Annotated in this window: 13 protein-coding genes; all 13 read right to left on the reverse strand. The window is 64.6% G+C overall.

The features are described from left to right. Positions 1–52: 52 nt before the first annotated feature. Entirely contained in the window at positions 53–754 is a 702-nt protein-coding gene (locus ACTQZK_RS11775) for a YggS family pyridoxal phosphate-dependent enzyme (protein ID WP_114567211.1), read from the reverse strand. 2 nt (positions 755–756) lie between these two features. After that, positions 757–1,605: a polyphenol oxidase family protein gene (locus tag ACTQZK_RS11780; RefSeq protein ID WP_114567210.1), complete on the reverse strand. Its 849-nt coding sequence runs from the start codon at positions 1,603–1,605 to the stop codon at positions 757–759. 13 nt (positions 1,606–1,618) lie between these two features. Continuing rightward, complete coding sequence (ftsZ, locus tag ACTQZK_RS11785) at positions 1,619–2,743, reverse strand: cell division protein FtsZ (protein WP_114567209.1); 1,125 nt, start codon at positions 2,741–2,743, stop codon at positions 1,619–1,621. A 172-nt stretch (positions 2,744–2,915) separates the two neighbouring features. Continuing rightward, positions 2,916–3,965: a cell division protein FtsQ/DivIB gene (locus tag ACTQZK_RS11790; RefSeq protein ID WP_114567208.1), complete on the reverse strand. Its 1,050-nt coding sequence runs from the start codon at positions 3,963–3,965 to the stop codon at positions 2,916–2,918. Beyond that, positions 3,919–4,845, reverse strand: a complete 927-nt coding sequence (murB, locus tag ACTQZK_RS11795; RefSeq protein WP_114567207.1) for a UDP-N-acetylmuramate dehydrogenase — start codon at positions 4,843–4,845, stop codon at positions 3,919–3,921. Before murB ends, ACTQZK_RS11790 begins: the two co-directional genes overlap by 47 nt. A 7-nt stretch (positions 4,846–4,852) precedes the next feature. After that, positions 4,853–6,295, reverse strand: coding sequence for a UDP-N-acetylmuramate--L-alanine ligase (murC, locus tag ACTQZK_RS11800; protein ID WP_114567206.1), 1,443 nt, complete (start codon positions 6,293–6,295; stop codon positions 4,853–4,855). A gap of 48 nt (positions 6,296–6,343) precedes the next feature. Next, a complete protein-coding gene (gene murG, locus ACTQZK_RS11805; protein ID WP_428421930.1) occupies positions 6,344–7,462 on the reverse strand; it encodes an undecaprenyldiphospho-muramoylpentapeptide beta-N-acetylglucosaminyltransferase in 1,119 nt (372 codons plus the stop codon). A 4-nt stretch (positions 7,463–7,466) separates the two neighbouring features. Then, positions 7,467–8,747: an FtsW/RodA/SpoVE family cell cycle protein gene (locus ACTQZK_RS11810; protein WP_418830439.1), complete on the reverse strand. Its 1,281-nt coding sequence runs from the start codon at positions 8,745–8,747 to the stop codon at positions 7,467–7,469. A gap of 10 nt (positions 8,748–8,757) precedes the next feature. Further along, entirely contained in the window at positions 8,758–10,239 is a 1,482-nt protein-coding gene (gene murD, locus ACTQZK_RS11815) for a UDP-N-acetylmuramoyl-L-alanine--D-glutamate ligase (protein ID WP_428421932.1), read from the reverse strand. A 15-nt stretch (positions 10,240–10,254) separates the two neighbouring features. Further along, entirely contained in the window at positions 10,255–11,301 is a 1,047-nt protein-coding gene (gene mraY / locus ACTQZK_RS11820) for a phospho-N-acetylmuramoyl-pentapeptide-transferase (protein ID WP_441899695.1), read from the reverse strand. A gap of 1 nt (position 11,302) precedes the next feature. Continuing rightward, positions 11,303–12,787, reverse strand: a complete 1,485-nt coding sequence (locus ACTQZK_RS11825; protein WP_225749401.1) for a UDP-N-acetylmuramoyl-tripeptide--D-alanyl-D-alanine ligase — start codon at positions 12,785–12,787, stop codon at positions 11,303–11,305. A gap of 3 nt (positions 12,788–12,790) precedes the next feature. Further along, entirely contained in the window at positions 12,791–14,290 is a 1,500-nt protein-coding gene (locus ACTQZK_RS11830; RefSeq protein ID WP_428421936.1) for a UDP-N-acetylmuramoyl-L-alanyl-D-glutamate--2,6-diaminopimelate ligase, read from the reverse strand. Positions 14,291–14,297: 7 nt separating this feature from the next. Next, entirely contained in the window at positions 14,298–16,202 is a 1,905-nt protein-coding gene (locus ACTQZK_RS11835) for a penicillin-binding transpeptidase domain-containing protein (RefSeq protein WP_428421938.1), read from the reverse strand. Positions 16,203–16,204 lie beyond the last annotated feature (2 nt).

Consider the following 16,204-nt stretch of genomic DNA (forward strand, 5'->3'; position numbering starts at 1 on the left):
ATTTCCGACGGTCGCGCCGCCGCTGCAAACTGTTTCGGTTCGCGTCGCGCTCTCACGCGTGCGTTGCTTCGAATTCCTCGTCGAACAGGGCTCGACCGATGCGCACTATGGTAGCGCCTGCAAGAACGGCCTCGTGCCAATCCTCGCTCATACCCATAGAAAGTTCATCGAAAACCGCTGCTCGCTGCGCATCGAGAGTACCGCGCACCTCGTCGCGCAAACGCGCAAGATCCTCGAAGCACGCGCGCGCCGCGTCAAGATCTCCCTGCGGAGCCATCGTCATGAGCCCCCGCACGCGCACATGCGGGAAATCCGCGCACCGCGCGAGCATGGGGACAACCTCGTTGGGCGCAAGGCCGCTTTTGCTGGCCTCGCCCGACACGTTGACCTCCAAGAGCACGTCCTGCACCTTCCCCGCCTCGGCTGCGGCAGCGTCGAACTTAGCCAGATGCCGCTCTTGATGCAGCGAATGGACAAGCGATGCATGCGCCACGATGTCGCCGATCCTGCGCGACTGGATGTTCCCTATGAAATGCCAGGTAGCGTTCGGGAAAGCTTCGGCCTTCTCCATAAGCATGTCCGGCCGATTCTCGCCGAAATCGCAGGCCCCGGCCTTGAGCGCGGCAGCCACTTCGGCCACGCCCACCGTTTTGGAGACAGCCACCAAGCGAACCTCGCGAGGGTCGCGCCCGGCGTCCCGGCAGCTTGCCGCAAGATCGGCCAGCGTACGTTCGTAGCGTTCTTTGAAGCCCATGCCTACCTTGCCTTCCTATACGCGATCGCACCGTGCCGGCCGCACACGCCGCCTGACGCGCGATACGAGAAATACTCCTCATGCGAGCACTGGGTGCATACGCCCGCATCCACGATGCGATGCGGGGAAACGCCCACCTCTTCCAAGCCGACGGAAAGGGCCTTCACCAGGCTGACATGACCGTTGTCCGCGATGCAGCCGCTTCCGAATCGAGCAGCGAACCGATCGCGCACGTCCGTGCCGGTTTCAAAGCAGCATGTGCGAATATGAGGGCCTACGTACACGTTGTACTCGCTCGAAGCGCCTGCTCCCAAACGAGGGCGATCAAGCTGCGCCAGCGTTTCCGCAGCTTTCGCAGCCACGCCGTTCATCACGCCGCGCCACCCCGCATGCACCACGGCGAAACGCCCCGTAGGAGACACGATCACGACGGGCACGCAATCGGCGAAGCACAGCAGCGCCGCAACGCCGCGAGCCCCGACTACCAGCGCATCGGCTCCCTTTTGGGCCTGCGTGCAAGCCTCGTCGACAAGCGGTGCGGATGCATCCTCGATGCATACCAGCGTATCGCCGTGCACCTGGTTCGCCATGACGAGCCGGGCATCCGAAGCGCCAAGGGCTTCAAGCAGGATGCTGCGGTTCTCCTGCACGGAAGAAAGATCGTCCTCCACGTGGGAACCTAGATTCAGCGATGCGTACGGGCCCTTGCTCACGCCGCCCTCGCGGCCCGTGAAAGCAACGCGCACGCCGATGTTCTCATACAGCCTGTCGTCGGTAAGCGCAGGAAGACAACGCGCGCCGAAACGGCGCGCGTTCAAAAGCGGACTGGGCAGCTGCTCGGTCGCAACCATTCGGCGGCCGCTCTTAATGCTGGCGCTTCAGGAAGTCGGGAATGTAGTCCTCGTCGGCGAAACGACCGGATGCGTTCGTGCGCGAGGAGTACGACGACATCGGGACCGACTGGGGAGCAGGCTCCGGAGCGGACGTCGATGCGAACAGGTCCTTACGCGAGAAGTCCATGGCGGACTGCTGCGCAGAGCCCATCTTGAAACCCGTAGCGATAACGGTGATGCGCACCTGGTCCTGCATGGTCTCGTCGATGATCTGGCCGTAGATGATGTTGGCGTTCTCGTCCGCGCACGCCTCGACCGTACGAGCAGCCTCGTCAACCTCGGTCAGCGTAAGGTCGGGACCACCCGCGATAGAGAACAAAACGCGCGACGCGCCGGCGATGGATGCCTCGAGCAGATTCGAGTTCGTAGCCTGCTGAGCGGCGTCGAGAGCGCGGTTCTCGCCCGAAGACAGGCCGATGCCCATCATGGCCGTGCCCGCGTCCTTCATGACGGTGCGGATGTCCGCGAAGTCCAGGTTGATAAGGCCCGGAATGGTGATCAGGTCGGTTACGCCCTGGATGCCCTGGCGCAACGTATCGTCAGCGATGCGGAACGCATCGAGCATGCTGGTCTTCTTGTCGACGATCTCGAGAAGGCGATCGTTCGGGATCACGATGAGGGTGTCGACCTTCTGGGACAGCAGGTCGATGCCCTGCTCAGCCTGGTTGCGACGCGTGCGTCCCTCGAACGAGAACGGCTTGGTGACGATACCTACCGTCAGCGCGCCGATTTCCTCGCGTGCGATTTCAGCGATGATAGGCGCAGCGCCCGTACCCGTGCCGCCGCCTTCGCCAGCCGTAACGAACACCATGTCCGCCTCGGCGAGCGCTTCGCGGATCTCCGCACGGCTTTCCTCGGCCGCCTGGCACCCCACCTCGGGGTTCGCACCGGCGCCCAAACCGCGCGTCAGCTCTTCGCCGATGTGGATCGTCTTGTCGGCATCCGACATGAGCAGCGCCTGGCGATCGGTGTTGACGGCGATGAATTCGACGCCGCGCACGCCCGCTTCGACCATGCGGTTCACGGCATTCGTGCCGCCGCCGCCGACGCCGACGACCTTGATGACCGCCAAATGATCACCCAAATTGTTTGGCATTGTTTCCTCCACACCTGCTGCGTTTTCAAATGCTGCGATTCTGTTCCGTGGGAACCGTTCACGTGCGGTTATTGTACACGATGATCAACCATTTGCAAATTACGCTGCGGTAATGATAACCGCACGTCCACATATAGTTCGGCGAGCGTAACGTCTCGCCGTCCCGTCGTACTTACGAAGCGCGCCAGGTTGGGCGATCAACGGTGCGCACGTTGATGTAGGCAACGCCGTCCGGATGCTGCTTCATGATTTCCAGACAGACTCTCTCCTTTTCACGGATGTTGTCCGCGGTTCCAAAGACGATGTCCGGACCGTCTTTGATGGTGAGCGTGGTCGACTCCCGTTCCGTAGCCTTGACGGCGGTCACGCGACCGGCAAGCTCGGTTGTCATTCCCGAAACGATGTCGAGCGCGTTGTTCACGTTGGCATCGGTGCAGTACGCCCCCACCTCCGGCTTGGTTCCGTACGGCACGTCGGTGATGCGCAGCACGGAATCGGCGTCCTCGTACACCTTCGAGCTGGTCTTCTTGCCGGCTTCCGAATCCCTGTCGGGAATGGGCATGAGCCACATGCCGTCCGACGCGATGGCCCACGGCTGCGTCTTCTCGGCGTTTTGCGTAGGCACCTCCACCACGGCTTCGATGGTGCGCTCGGTCACTGCCAGCTCCAAGGTGTCGGGGAAAATGCGATTCACCGACACGTCCTGCACCCAGGAGTTCTTCAGCAGGTTGTCCCTGATCTTGGAGGCGTCCACGCGCAAAAGCGTGGTGCCCGCCGGAACTCCAGCCATGTTCTGCATGTCCTCGGCGGTCAGGTGCTCGACGCCCTTCACCGATACGCTTTCGATGGTGAACAGGCTGGAATAGTAGACGCCTACTCCACCTATGACGAGCGCGCCCACGAACGCGGCCGCAATGCCGATGCGAACCAGATGGCGGCGATACGTGCGCTGCGTGCGCGCAGAGCGCTGCGCACGATCCAAGTCGCCCACGCGCACGGACGTGAGCGGCGGCTGGTTCTGACCGGATCGGCGATTGGGCATCTGGCCGCCGGGCATAGCGCGATAAGCCCCGCCGTACGACGAGGAACGACCGCCCGGACGGTTCGCCGCGCCGCGGGAAGGCGCAGCGGGCCGCGCGCTTGCGCCCGCCGAGCGCCGCGGGCGCGAAGACGCCTTACGAGAACCCGAGGAAGCGGACTTCCGGTTGTAATTCGATGCCATACGTTTCGTACACCTTATATCTAGCCAGCTCGATCAGATCCATCACGTCGCGCGCAGTCGCGGTGCCCTTGTTCACGATGAAATTCGCATGAACTTCGGACACCTGGGCTCCGCCGATCGTGCAGCCCTTCAAACCGACCGCCTCGATAAGGCGGCCAGCGGAATCCCCTTCGGGGTTGCGAAACACGCTGCCGCATGAAGGAAGCGACAGAGGCTGCGTCTTCTTGCGCCGCGTATGCGACGCCTCCATCTTACCTCGTAAGTAGAACGGGTCGGCCGGTTCTACGGAAAGTTCGCATTCCACGATCACCTCGTCGGGAGCGAACGAGCTGGAGCGATACCCCCAGGAAATCTCGTCCCCTGCGCGCCGCATCAGGCCTTTTCGAGCATCGAGCGTGGTCACCGAAACCACGCGCGATCCAATCCACTCGTCGCGGGATCCCGCGTTCATGCGCAACGCGCCGCCCACGGTTCCCGGCGTGCCCACCGCGAATTCCAACCCGGCGAGCGAACGGCGAAACGCCTCCTGCACCACCGACGACAGCGGCACCCCGGCCCCTACGCAGAAACGCTTCGCGTCCTCGTCGAAGCGACACGTGCGGAAATCGCGGCCCAGCGTCACCACCACGCCCGGATAGCCCTCGTCGGAAACCAGCAGGTTGCTTCCGCGCCCGACGGCAACCCAGGGGACGCCGGACGCCTCGCACACCTCGACAAGATGCTTGAGCGCGCCTACGGACGCCACCTGCACGTAAAAGCGAGCCGGCCCTCCGATGCGGTACATGGTATGGCGAGCCATAGGCTCTGCCGGGTACACGTCGCCGTCGAACGCGTCGTCGACGAGCAGCGCCTCGAGCGGAGAGGTATGGCGAGCGGTCATCGAGGCATCACGCCCGCGAGGCCTGGCCGGAAGCCGCTGCAGACGGATCAACGCCCCGCTCAAGCGCATCGACCAGCTGCGGCCCGATAGCCGTCACGTCGCCCGCGCCCATGGTGATGAGCAGGTCGCCCGCGCCCAGCTTGGACAGCAGGTAGGGAACCACCTCGATGCGGCGGGGAACGTACGCCGCCTCCGGATGACCGACGTGGTCGAGCACGACGTTCAAGAACGTCTTGCCGGACACGCCGGGGACGGGAGCCTCGCCCGCCGGATACACGTCCATGAACGTCACGGCGTCGGCAGCGTCGAACGCGGCCGCGAACTCGTCTTTAAGCACCTCGGTGAACAGCGGCGCACGCGAGTAGCGATGCGGCTGGAACAGCACGTGCACGTGCGAGAATCCCAAGCGCGAGGCAGCTTCGATCGTGGCAGCGATCTCGGTGGGATGGTGCGCGTAGTCGTCCACGACGGTCACGCCGGCCACCTCCCCTATCAGGTCGAAGCGTCGCTTGACGCCCGCAAACCCGCTCAGCGCGTCGGCCGCAGCCTGCGCATCGTAGCCGAGCGCCCACAAAAGCGCCACCACGCCGGCGGCGTTCAGCACGTTGTGCCGACCGGGATTCTGCTTGACATGCGCGCGAACCTGCTGGCCGTCGGGCAGGGAAAGCACGAAGTCGCTGCCCACGCCATGAGGCTCGTAGGACGTGATGCGCGCGTCGCACCCCTCGGCGAAGCCGTACACGACCAGCTTGCGGTCGGCTTGCTGCGCCAGCTGCACCAAAGCCTCGTCTTCGCCGCATGCGACGACCACGCCTTCGTCGGCGGGCACCGATGCGATGAAGGCGGCGAACTTCTCGTAGATCTCGTCAAGATCGCGATAGTGGTCCAGGTGATCGGCCTCGATGTTGGTCACGAGGACGGCCTTCGGGGACAGGTGCCTGAAGGACTTGTCGGACTCGTCGGCCTCGACCACGTAATGACGACCCGCACCCGAATGGGCGTTGGTGCCGTACGCGCGCACGATGCCGCCGATGAGGAACGTGGGGTCCTCGCCCATTCCGTCCAGCACGCTGGCGAGCATGGACGAGGTCGTGGTCTTGCCGTGCGTGCCGGCCACGGCAAGCGTCTCCAGGCCCACGCCCAGGTGGGCGAGCATCTGGGCACGATGCCAGATGGTCAGTCCGCGCTCTTTGGCGGCGATCAGCTCGGGGTTGTTGTCCAAGATGGCGGTCGATACGACGACCACGGGATCCCCCGCGGGAATATTGGACGCATCATGGCCGACGTGCACCGTGATGCCGGCGTCTTTGAGCTGCTTGGTGTAGCGGCTTTCCTTGATGTCCGAGCCGCTCACCTGCATCCCCTGGTCAAACGCGACGCGCGCGATGCCGCTCATGCCGACCCCGCCCACGCCGATGAAGTGAACCTGTTCGATGCGCGTTGTTTCCATCTTTCGTCCTTCGATTGCCTCTCGTCTTTCGCGAACCGCCATTGTACCCTACCGAGCGTCTTTTGAGCCTCGACTCGACGCAGCCTGCATGACCGCGTCCGCCAAAAGGGCGGCGGCGTCTTTCGTCTTCTGCGCCCGCGCCGCGCAGGCCATGCGCTCGCGCACGTCGGCATCTTCGACGAGCGTGCGCAGCAAGCGCTCGAATTCGGGGCCTTCCACGTCGGCGTCGGCCACCATGAACGCAGCGCCGGCGTCAACGCACGCGCGCGCGTTCATGGTCTGGTGGTCTTCGGTGGCGTACGGGAACGGAACCAGCAAAGCAGGCAGGGCGCGCGCCGATATCTCGGCGAGCGACGTGGCGCCCGCACGCGAGACGATGGCGTCGGCCGCCGCCATGGCCAAGCCCATCTGGTCAGTGTAGCCGTACAGGTGCCAGCGGCGAGCCTCGGCTTCGCTGAGGGAAAGCGCGTCCGTCACCGCGTCAAGCTCCTTCGGGCCGGTGACGTGCACCACGTGCAGATCCTCGTAAGAAAGCAGCGCGTCTTTGAGCGCCGTCACCGCTTGGTTCAGATGGCGCGCGCCCAGGCTGCCGCCGGTAACCAGCAGCATGCGCGCATCGTCGGGCACGCCGAAGGCAGCGCGCCCCTCGGCGCGGGTCGCCCCGAACACGCTTGAGCGCACAGGGTTGCCCGTCACCTTGACCCGGCTCTTGTCCGAAAGCGCCTCGGCCGCGCGCTCGTAGGTCAGGCACACGGCGGCAGCGCGCTTCGCAAGGTACTTGTTCGCCATGCCCATAACCGAATTCTGCTCGTGCACCACCACGGGGATGTCGCGCTGCTCGGCGGCGCGCGCCACCGGAATGCACACGTACCCGCCGAAGCCCACCACGGCGTCAGGCTGGATCTCGTCGAACCACCGTTTGGCCTCACCGGTGCTCTTCTGTATCTTCATGACGGCTTTCGGCAGCGTCAGCGGATGGCTTCGATCGAAACCCTGCGCTTCGAACGCTTTGAACTCGATGCCCGCAGCGGGCACCAGGCGCGACTCGACGCCTGTCGGAGTACCGGCGAAGCGCACGGTGCATCCGCGCTTCTCCAGCTCTTCGGCCAGCGCAAGCGCGGGGTTGATATGGCCGGCCGTTCCGCCGCCGGATAAAACGATAAGCATGACGCTACCTCCTGCCACGTCGAGACAACGATCTTGACCCGCGCCCCTCGCCCCTGCCGTCCAAGCTGGGCTCGGCGGCGCGCACCACGCGCAGATCGGCACGTCGGCGATCGTACACCGTGGGGCCGTTCGCGCTTTGGGACACCGACAAAATGATCCCGACCATGATCAACATGGCCACCAGCGACGATCCGCCCGACGACACGAAGGGCAGCGGCTTTCCCACCACGGGAAAGCACCCGATGACCATGGCTATGTTGAGAAACGCTTGGAACGCAATCATGATGGTGCAACCGCCGGCAACCATGGTGCCGAAGTTGTCGGAAGCCGATCCCGCTATGCGCATGCCCGCGTACAGCAGCAGCAAGAACAGCGCCACCACCACGAGCGCGCCCACCAGGCCCAGCTCCTCGCCAATGATGGCGAAGATGAAGTCGGTGTCGGCCTGGGTAAGGTACAGGTACTTCTCATGGGAGTTGCCCAAGCCCTGCCCGAACAAGCCGCCGCCCGACAGGGCGTAAAGCGAGTGGATCAGCTGGTACCCCGTATCGAAGCCTCCCTGCCCGTCGTTCCACGGATTCAGGAACACCATGAGGCGATCACGGCGGTACGACGATCCGAAGATGCCGATCAAGCCCAGCGCGACCACCACGCCCACCACGATGAGCATGGTCCGAAGCGGAACCTCCCCCAGCCACATGACGGCCAGAATGCCCACCACGCAGATCATGGCGGTTCCCAGGTCGGATTGCGGGCCCAAGATCATGAGCACCGGAGCCACCACCAGCAAACCGACCAGGCACAAAAACGCGCTTGTGGTGTACTGCCCCTCGCGGAAGTCGGCGAACAGGCGCGCCGCCACCAAGATCAGCGCGATCTTGGCGAACTCGGACGCCTGCAAGCTGAAGCCGCCGATGCTGAGCCAGCGGCGAGCGCCCCATTCCTCGTCGCCCACGCCCGCCACCGCCGTGGCCACGAGCAGCAGGAACGCCAAGGCCCACAGCGCCCATACCACGTTGCTGCGCCATAGCGACACGGGCACGAACTTCCATATCACCACCGCCAAGACCACGCCGACGACGGCGAACTTGATCTGGTTGATGGTTTCGGCCATCGAGTTCCCGGCTCCGTCCGCGCCCGTTTTGGCCAAGGTGATGACCGCCGACGTGGAGTAGATCATCACGAACCCGATGAGCATGAGGGCGAGAACCGTCAGAAGCAGGATGATCTGCGGACCCATGATGTGAGCGGGAGCGTCCCGCCTGTCGCTTCGCGTGCGCGCCATAGCCGACCCGCTACGCGCCCAGCGCCGCTGCGCGAGCGGCTACCAGGCTTTTGAATGCGCGGCCGCGCTCCTCGAACGAGCCGAACTCGTCGAACGACGCGCACGCCGGAGACAACAGCACCACGTCGCCCGCGCGCGCGACGGCAAGCGCTTCGTCCAACGCAGCCTCCAGGCCGCCTGCGCGCAACAGCTCAAAACCGGCAGGGGCTTCAGGCGACGCGGCCGCGAAAGCGTCGGCGAACCGAGCGCCCGCCGCGCCGAAGCACACCGCCGCGCGCGCATGCTCGTGCGCAGCGGCAACCAGAGGAGCCAGGTCGGTGCCCTTGTCGTCGCCACCCAGAAGAACGATCGGGCGCGCCTCGGGAAACGCCGCCAACGCCTTGAGCGTGGCGTCGACGTTCGTAGCCTTGGAATCGTTGTAGCACGCCGCGCCGCGCACGCTTCCGCACGGCTCGACGCGATGCTCAAGCGGCGCGAACGTGCGCAAGCCCGCGGCCACGCTCGCCTCGTCCGCGCCCAACGCGAGCGCCGCCGCCGCTGCGGCAAGCGCGTTCGAAACGTTGTGCTCGCCTTTGATGAGCAGGGATTCGGCGGGAACCAGGGCGCGGTCATGCTGGCCTTCGGCCACGTGCAGCCACCCATCAGGTCCCAAAAACGCCGCGTTCTCGCTTCCGCATGCGGCGCGCATGTCGCCGCGCACGCCCGCGCTCGTGCCCAGCGGCACGTACGAGAACCCGCGCTGCGCAGGCTCCAACGCGCGCAGGCGGCGCACCTCGGCCCGGACGACGTCGTTCGCGGCATCCAGCACGGCAACCGATTCCGGAACGGCGGCAAGGTTCGAGAGGATCTTCAGCTTTGCATCGCGGTACGCCTCCAAGGAGCCGTGCCAATGCAGGTGGTCGGGCGTGATGTTGAGCAGCACGGCCACCTGCGGCGCGAACCGGACGGTGGACGCAAGCTGGTACGACGAGACTTCGGCCACGTACACGTCGGTGTCGCCACCCGCCACGGCCTCCAAGCATGTATCGCCTATGTTGCCGACGGCCTTCGCGTTCATGCCGGCGGCGCGAAGCAGGTGCGCGACAAGAGCCGTGACCGTGGTCTTGCCGTTCGTGCCCGTAATGGCCACCCAACGGCTGTCGGCTGCGCTCTCGCGCCAAGCGAACTCCACCTCGCCGATGATCTCGGCGCTGCACTGCGCGGCGCTGCGGTACAGCAAAGACCCCTCGGGAATGCCGGGGCTGGCGATGCAAAGATCGAACGCGCCCTCGATGCGATCGAGGTCGAACAGCACTGCGGCGCCCGCCGAAGCAAGCGAAGCCGCAGCGTCCTCGGCGCTCGCCGTGCGCGCGCCCGCCGCCACGGTCAGGCTTTCGACGCGCTCGCCCGCGGCAACCAGATAATCGGCTACCGCGCGCCCGCTTTTGCCAAGCCCCAAAACGAGCACGCGCCCCAAGTTCTCCGGCGCGCGCTTGCAATGCGATCTGTACACGCGATCCTCCATAGACTACGCCACCGCCATGAGCGTTTCGGCGAAGTACAGGGAGAAGCCCGTTGCAGCCAGAACGCCGGAGATGATCCAGAATCGCACGACCACCTTCGTTTCGCTCCAGCCCTTCTTCTCGAAATGGTGGTGCAACGGAGCCATCAAGAAGATGCGCTTCTTCGTTTTCTTGTAGTACAGCACCTGGATCATGACCGACAGCGCCTCGGCCACGAACAGGCCGCCGATGATGAGCACGATGAACTCGGACTTGGTGAGAACCGCAAGGCACCCAAGCGACATGCCCAGAGCGAGCGAACCCGTGTCGCCCATGAAGATGTCGGCCGGGAAGGAGTTGAACCACAGAAAGCCGATGCACGCGCCCGCAAGCGCCGCACCGAAGATGGCGGGCTCGAGCATGTCGGAGCGGTACGCGATGGCCGCCATGACGATCATGACGATCATGACCGTTCCCGCCGCCAGGCCGTCCAACCCGTCGGTGAGGTTCACCGCGTTGCACAGGCCCACCAGCAGGATGTCCACGAACGCCAGGTACAGCCAAGGGATGGCGATACCGTCCCCAACGGGCACGACCGTGGTCAGAACGCCCAGGTCGAACGTGTAGACGAACGGGATCTCAACCGTGGGGGCAACGTGCAGCCAGTTCACCGCAACCAGGCAGAACACCGTAGCGATAAGGAACTGGCCCACCAGCTTGGCCTTCGGGGTCAAGCCCAGGGAACGCTCCTTGACCACCTTCGACGCGTCGTCGATAAGCCCCAACGCGCCGGTCAGGACGGTAGCGCCCACAAGCGCGAACGTCTCGGCCGTAGGCTTGCCCACCAGCAGAGCAACCGCCACAACGGCCACCAGCATGATGACACCGCCCATGGTGGGCGTGCCCTGCTTGACCAGATGGCTTTCAGGCCCGTCCGCACGCACCTGCTGCCCGATATGGCTCGACTTCAAAAGCTTGATCCATGCCGGCATCAGCACGATGGTGAACGCAATGGCCAGCACGATGGCCAAGAACACGAGAAACGTCGGGTATTGAGCGAAAATAGTGAACATATTAATTAACCAGTCCTTTGACTACGCGTTCGAGACCCATGAAGTGAGATGCCTTCACCAGCACGGCATCGCCGGGCTCTACGCAATCGTCCAAACAATCCAAAACCTCAGACAACGCCGCCGCGCGCACGATGCGCCCGGGCTCCATGCCGGACTCTTCCGCAGCATCGGCTATGACCTGCGCCAATTCGCCCACGCACACCAGTCGATCAAGGGGCAGATCCGCAGCCAGGCGCCCGATGCCGGCATGGCATGCCAACGCGTAGTCGCCCAGCTCTCCCATGTCTCCCAGCACGGCGATGCGCTTTCCGGAAACGTTCAGCGAGCAGAACGTCGACAACGACGCTCGCATGGAATCCGGATTCGCGTTGTACGCGTCGTTCACCACGGTGAAGCCGCCGCGCGCCTCGAGCACTTCCTGCCGTCCCGCCTCGGGCTCGGCCTTGGCAAGCGCGCCCGCAACATCGTGCAGGCTCATGCCGAACGAACGCCCCACCGCCGCGGCGACGCAGGCGTTGGACACGTTGTGCAGCCCGCGCAGGTTGAGCGAGCACGCGACCGCCTCGTGCGCGCCGTCCTCGGCGAAACCGCACGCGTGCAGCATGAAACAAGGGCGACCTTGGTCGTCAAGCTCGATCTGCTCGGCCCACACGGACGCGTTCGCGCGATCCTGCTCGGAGAAAGCCGCGCGACGGTCGGCCGCCTGCAACGATCCGTCGAACAGCACCGTGTCCACCCGGCGCTTGTCAAGGCATGCGTGATCGCGCACGTACGAGGCGAAGTCGTCGTCGGCGTTCACGAACGCGCGGCCCGTGCCCTCGGGCAGGGCGCACAGCAGCTCGGCTTTGGCGCGCGCGATGTTCTGGCGGCTTCCCAGCAGCTCGATGTGGCTTTCGCCCACGTTCACCACGATGCCCCAATCGGGGCGCACGAAATCGCACAGGTCGGCAAGCTGGCCCAAGCCGCGCATGCCCATTTCCACGACCACGGCCTGGGTTTCCGGCTGGGCGTTCAGCAGGGTCTTGGGAACTCCCAGCTCGTTGTTCTGATTGCCGGCGGTCGCCACCACCGTGTGGGAAGCGGCAAGCACGTCGCGCACCAGGTTCTTGGTCGTGGTCTTGCCCGTAGAGCCGGTCAGCGCGATAATGCGGCCCTTCAGGTGGCCGCGCCACTCGCGCGCCAGGTCGGTCACGGCATGCGCGGTGTCCGACACCTCGATCACGGCAGCGCCCAGCTCGCGCGCGAGCATCCGCACGGACGGATCGATCGGCTGCATGACAAGCGCGCACACGGCCCCCGCGCGCAAGGCTGCGGCCACGAAATCATGGCCGTCCACGCGCTCGCCCGGCAAAGCCAGGTACGCGTCGCCCGGTTTTACGTCACGGGAATCCCACGTCAGGCCCGTTGCGATAACGCACGCATCAAGCGGCTCTACCGAAAAGGAGCCGCCCGTGCAGGCGGCTATCTGTTTGAGGTTCAAGCGCATGCGCTACTCCTGCGATCCAGAGCCAGGGCCGAACGCGCGCTCCAGCTCTTCGGCGGCTACCACGCGATCGTCGAACGAAAGCACCTGGTTGCCCACCAGCTGGTAGTCTTCGTGCCCCTTGCCCGCCACGAGCACCGAATCGCCGGGCTTCGCGATTTGCAGCGCGCGAGCGATGGCCGCGCGGCGGTCGGGTTCCACGTCGAAGCGATCCAGGCCCGCGCCCATGCCGCTTACGATGTCCTCGATGATGGCGTTGGGATCCTCCGTGCGCGGGTTGTCCGAAGTCACCACGGCGTAATCGGCCGCAAGCGCCGCGCGTCCCATGATGGGCCGCTTGCTGGCATCGCGATCGCCGCCGCAGCCGAACACGCAGATGGTGCGGCCCGGCGTGAGCGCCATAATGGACCCGAGCGCCTTTTCCAGCGCATCGGGCGTATGGGCGTAGTCGACGAACACCGACACGTTGCCGGTATGCTCCGCATCCACGCGCTCCAGGCGGCCGGGAATCTGCGGGGCCTCTTCAAGGGCCTCCACGATCACGTCAGCCGAGAATCCCAGCTGAAGCCCAATGCCGAACGCGCACATGACGTTCTCCACGTTGAACTTGCCCACCAGAGGGTAGTCGAACGTCAAGCGGCTGCCGCGCACGTCGAGCGTGACGGTGGTGTGCGTGGGCGCGTACTGCACGTCCACCGGATGAATCTGAGCGGACGGGTCGAAGCCGGTGGTCACCACGTTGTCCTCGGCCACCGAGCAGCGGCGCAGAAGCTCCTTGCCCCACTTGTCGTCGATGCAGATGACGCGGCGTGCGGGATAGTCCTTCGAGAACAGGCGCGCCTTCGCTTCGAAGTACGCCTCGAACGTATGATGGTAGTCCAGGTGATCCTGCGTCAGGTTCGAAAACGCCGTGACAGCGAAGGTCGTGCCCCACGTGCGCTCCAGATCGAGCGCGTGCGAGCTGACCTCCATGGCCACCGTGTCGCAACGCTCGTCGCGCATGCGCGCGAACAGCTGCTGCAAATCGGGCGATTCAGGCGTGGTGTGCGCGGACTTCTCGCTCACGCCGCCCATGCGAACGCCCACGGTTCCGATGACGCCCGTGCGCTTGCCGGCCACCTTCGCGATATGCTCCACCAGGTAGGTGGTGGTGGTCTTGCCGTTCGTGCCGGTGATGCCCACCAGCGACAGGTCCTTGGAAGGATGGTCGTAGAAGTTCGCCGCCGCAACGGCCATAGCCTTGCGCGTGTCCTTCACCACGACCTCCGTGACGTCGGTCGCGTCGGCCAAGTACACTTTCCGCTCGACGACCAGCACCTTCGCACCGCGATCGATGGCGTCTTGCGCAAAGGAATGGCCGTCCGTCGTGAAGCCGACGATGCAGAAGAACGCGTCGCCCGGCTGAACCCGGTCGCTGCGATAGGCGATGCCCTCCGCCACGTCGTCAGCGTTGCCGATAATGGTGCAGTCTATGCCCGCGAACAGTTCGGTACAGGTCTTGCCCATAGCTTCCTCACTCCGGATATATGTTGAATCGGTCGATGGCTGTTGCCATTATATCCTTAAAAATTGGCGTGACCACACCGTCGGTGGGAACCTCGTTTGCACCCACAAAACAAACCAATTGGCTTGACGAGTCGGCCAAAAAACCGGTGAAGGCCAGGTTGTACACGCCTTTTCGATACCCGCCGTTCACCTCGTCGTAAATCTCGGCCGTCGAGGTTTTGCCCGCCACGTTGAATCCTTCGATAGCGGCCTTCTTGCCGGTGCCGTCCGACACCACGGACTTGAGCATGCTGGTCAAATCCGCGATGGCCGCTTTGTTCTCGATAACCTGTTCGGTGGCGTATTCGGGCGTCTCGCCGCTTTGAGGCTTCGAGAGCAGGAAATGAGGCGTGCACTCCACGCCGTCGTTCACAAGCGCGCCGTACCATCGAGTGATCTGCAGCGGCGTGAGCGACATGCCCTGACCGAAGCTGACGTTGTAGCCGGTGACCTTGCTCCACTGGTCGAACGGCTTCAGGGCGCCCAAGTAATCGGTGCCGGCCTCCCCCTCGCCCGGATAGTCCACGCCCGTCTTGGTGTGCAGGTTGTACTCGTTGATCTTGTTGTACAGGTTCTGAAAGCCCATCTTCTCGGTGGCCAGCGATATGCCGACGTTCGACGACTGGTCCATGATCTGGCGCAACGTGAACGTCGCATCGCCGCGCTTGTGCGCGTCCGAGATGATGAACCCGTCAGCTTCGATGTAGGCCGGGCAGAACAGCTCGCTGTCGGGCGTCATGGTGCCCGACTCCAAAATAGCCATAGCCGACACCGATTTGAAAATGGAGCCCGGCTCGAACAGGTCGGTCACGCATTTGAGTTGCGGAGCGTCCGGCTTCATCTCCGTACGATCCGCAGGGTTGAGCAGCGGAAGCGACGCGGCGGCGTAGATCTCGCCCGTGCCGCCGTCCATCACGATCGCGCTGCCGCCGTTCGCCGTGAGGCCCTTCTCGTCGGCCGTAAGGCGCTCTTCGACATACTGCTGCAGTTCGATGTCGATCGATATGATGATGTCTTGGCCGTCCACGGCGGCCTTCGAGTCCCGCGTGCCGCCCGGAATCGGCGTGCCGTCGGGACTGCGTTCCTCGCGCGTGTACCCGGCTTCGCCGGACAGGATGTCGTTGTAGTACAGCTCCAAGCCCGAAACGCCCTCGTAGTACTCGCGGTTGTTCTCGATTTCCGTGTCGAGCTTGCACGCGCCTACCACCTGGCCGCCCACCTGGCCGTTGGGGTACTCGCGTTTCCACAGCGTTTTATAGCGAATTCCCAGGTCCTTGCCTTCGTATGCGGCGTCCTTCTTCGTGACCTCGCTCACGCGCGCGCGCACCTGCTCACCCACTTCGACGTCGGCCTTCTCCTTGATGACGGAGTAGCGCGTCCCCGAAGCCGTGATGGCCGGCAAATAGTCGGACTTCTGCCCGCCCAGCACGTCGACGAGCGTCTGAGCCGTAGCATCAGCATTGTCCACTTCGGTAGGATCCACGTAGATGGTGGTGGATTCGACGGACGTGGCAAGCACCACGCCGTTGCGATCGTAGATGGTTCCGCGGCGCGGCTCGATCCAGTCGTAGCTCATGCGCGCGTTCTCCGCTTCGGCCGCCATGCGCGGCGCATCGACCACCTGCAAGAACACCAGGCGCAGCAAGAAGAGCGCCGCGATTACGGCAAACGCCAGAATAGGAAGGAACACGCGATTGGAGTCGGCTCCGACGTCGGCGAACGAACCGCGCCCGCCCGTATGCGAAGGGCGCGCGCCGTGAGAACCGCGGGAGCCGCGCGAACCGTGAGACTTCGGAGGACGCGCAGACGAGCGGGAGCTTCCGCGACCGCGAGCGGAACGCTCGCCTCGCGGCATGTGAGATCTATCGGCCACGG

Origin of the sequence: Paraeggerthella sp. LCP19S3_G8 (genome assembly GCF_052119225.1) — a bacterium.
GTDB lineage: Bacteria > Actinomycetota > Coriobacteriia > Coriobacteriales > Eggerthellaceae > Paraeggerthella > Paraeggerthella hominis.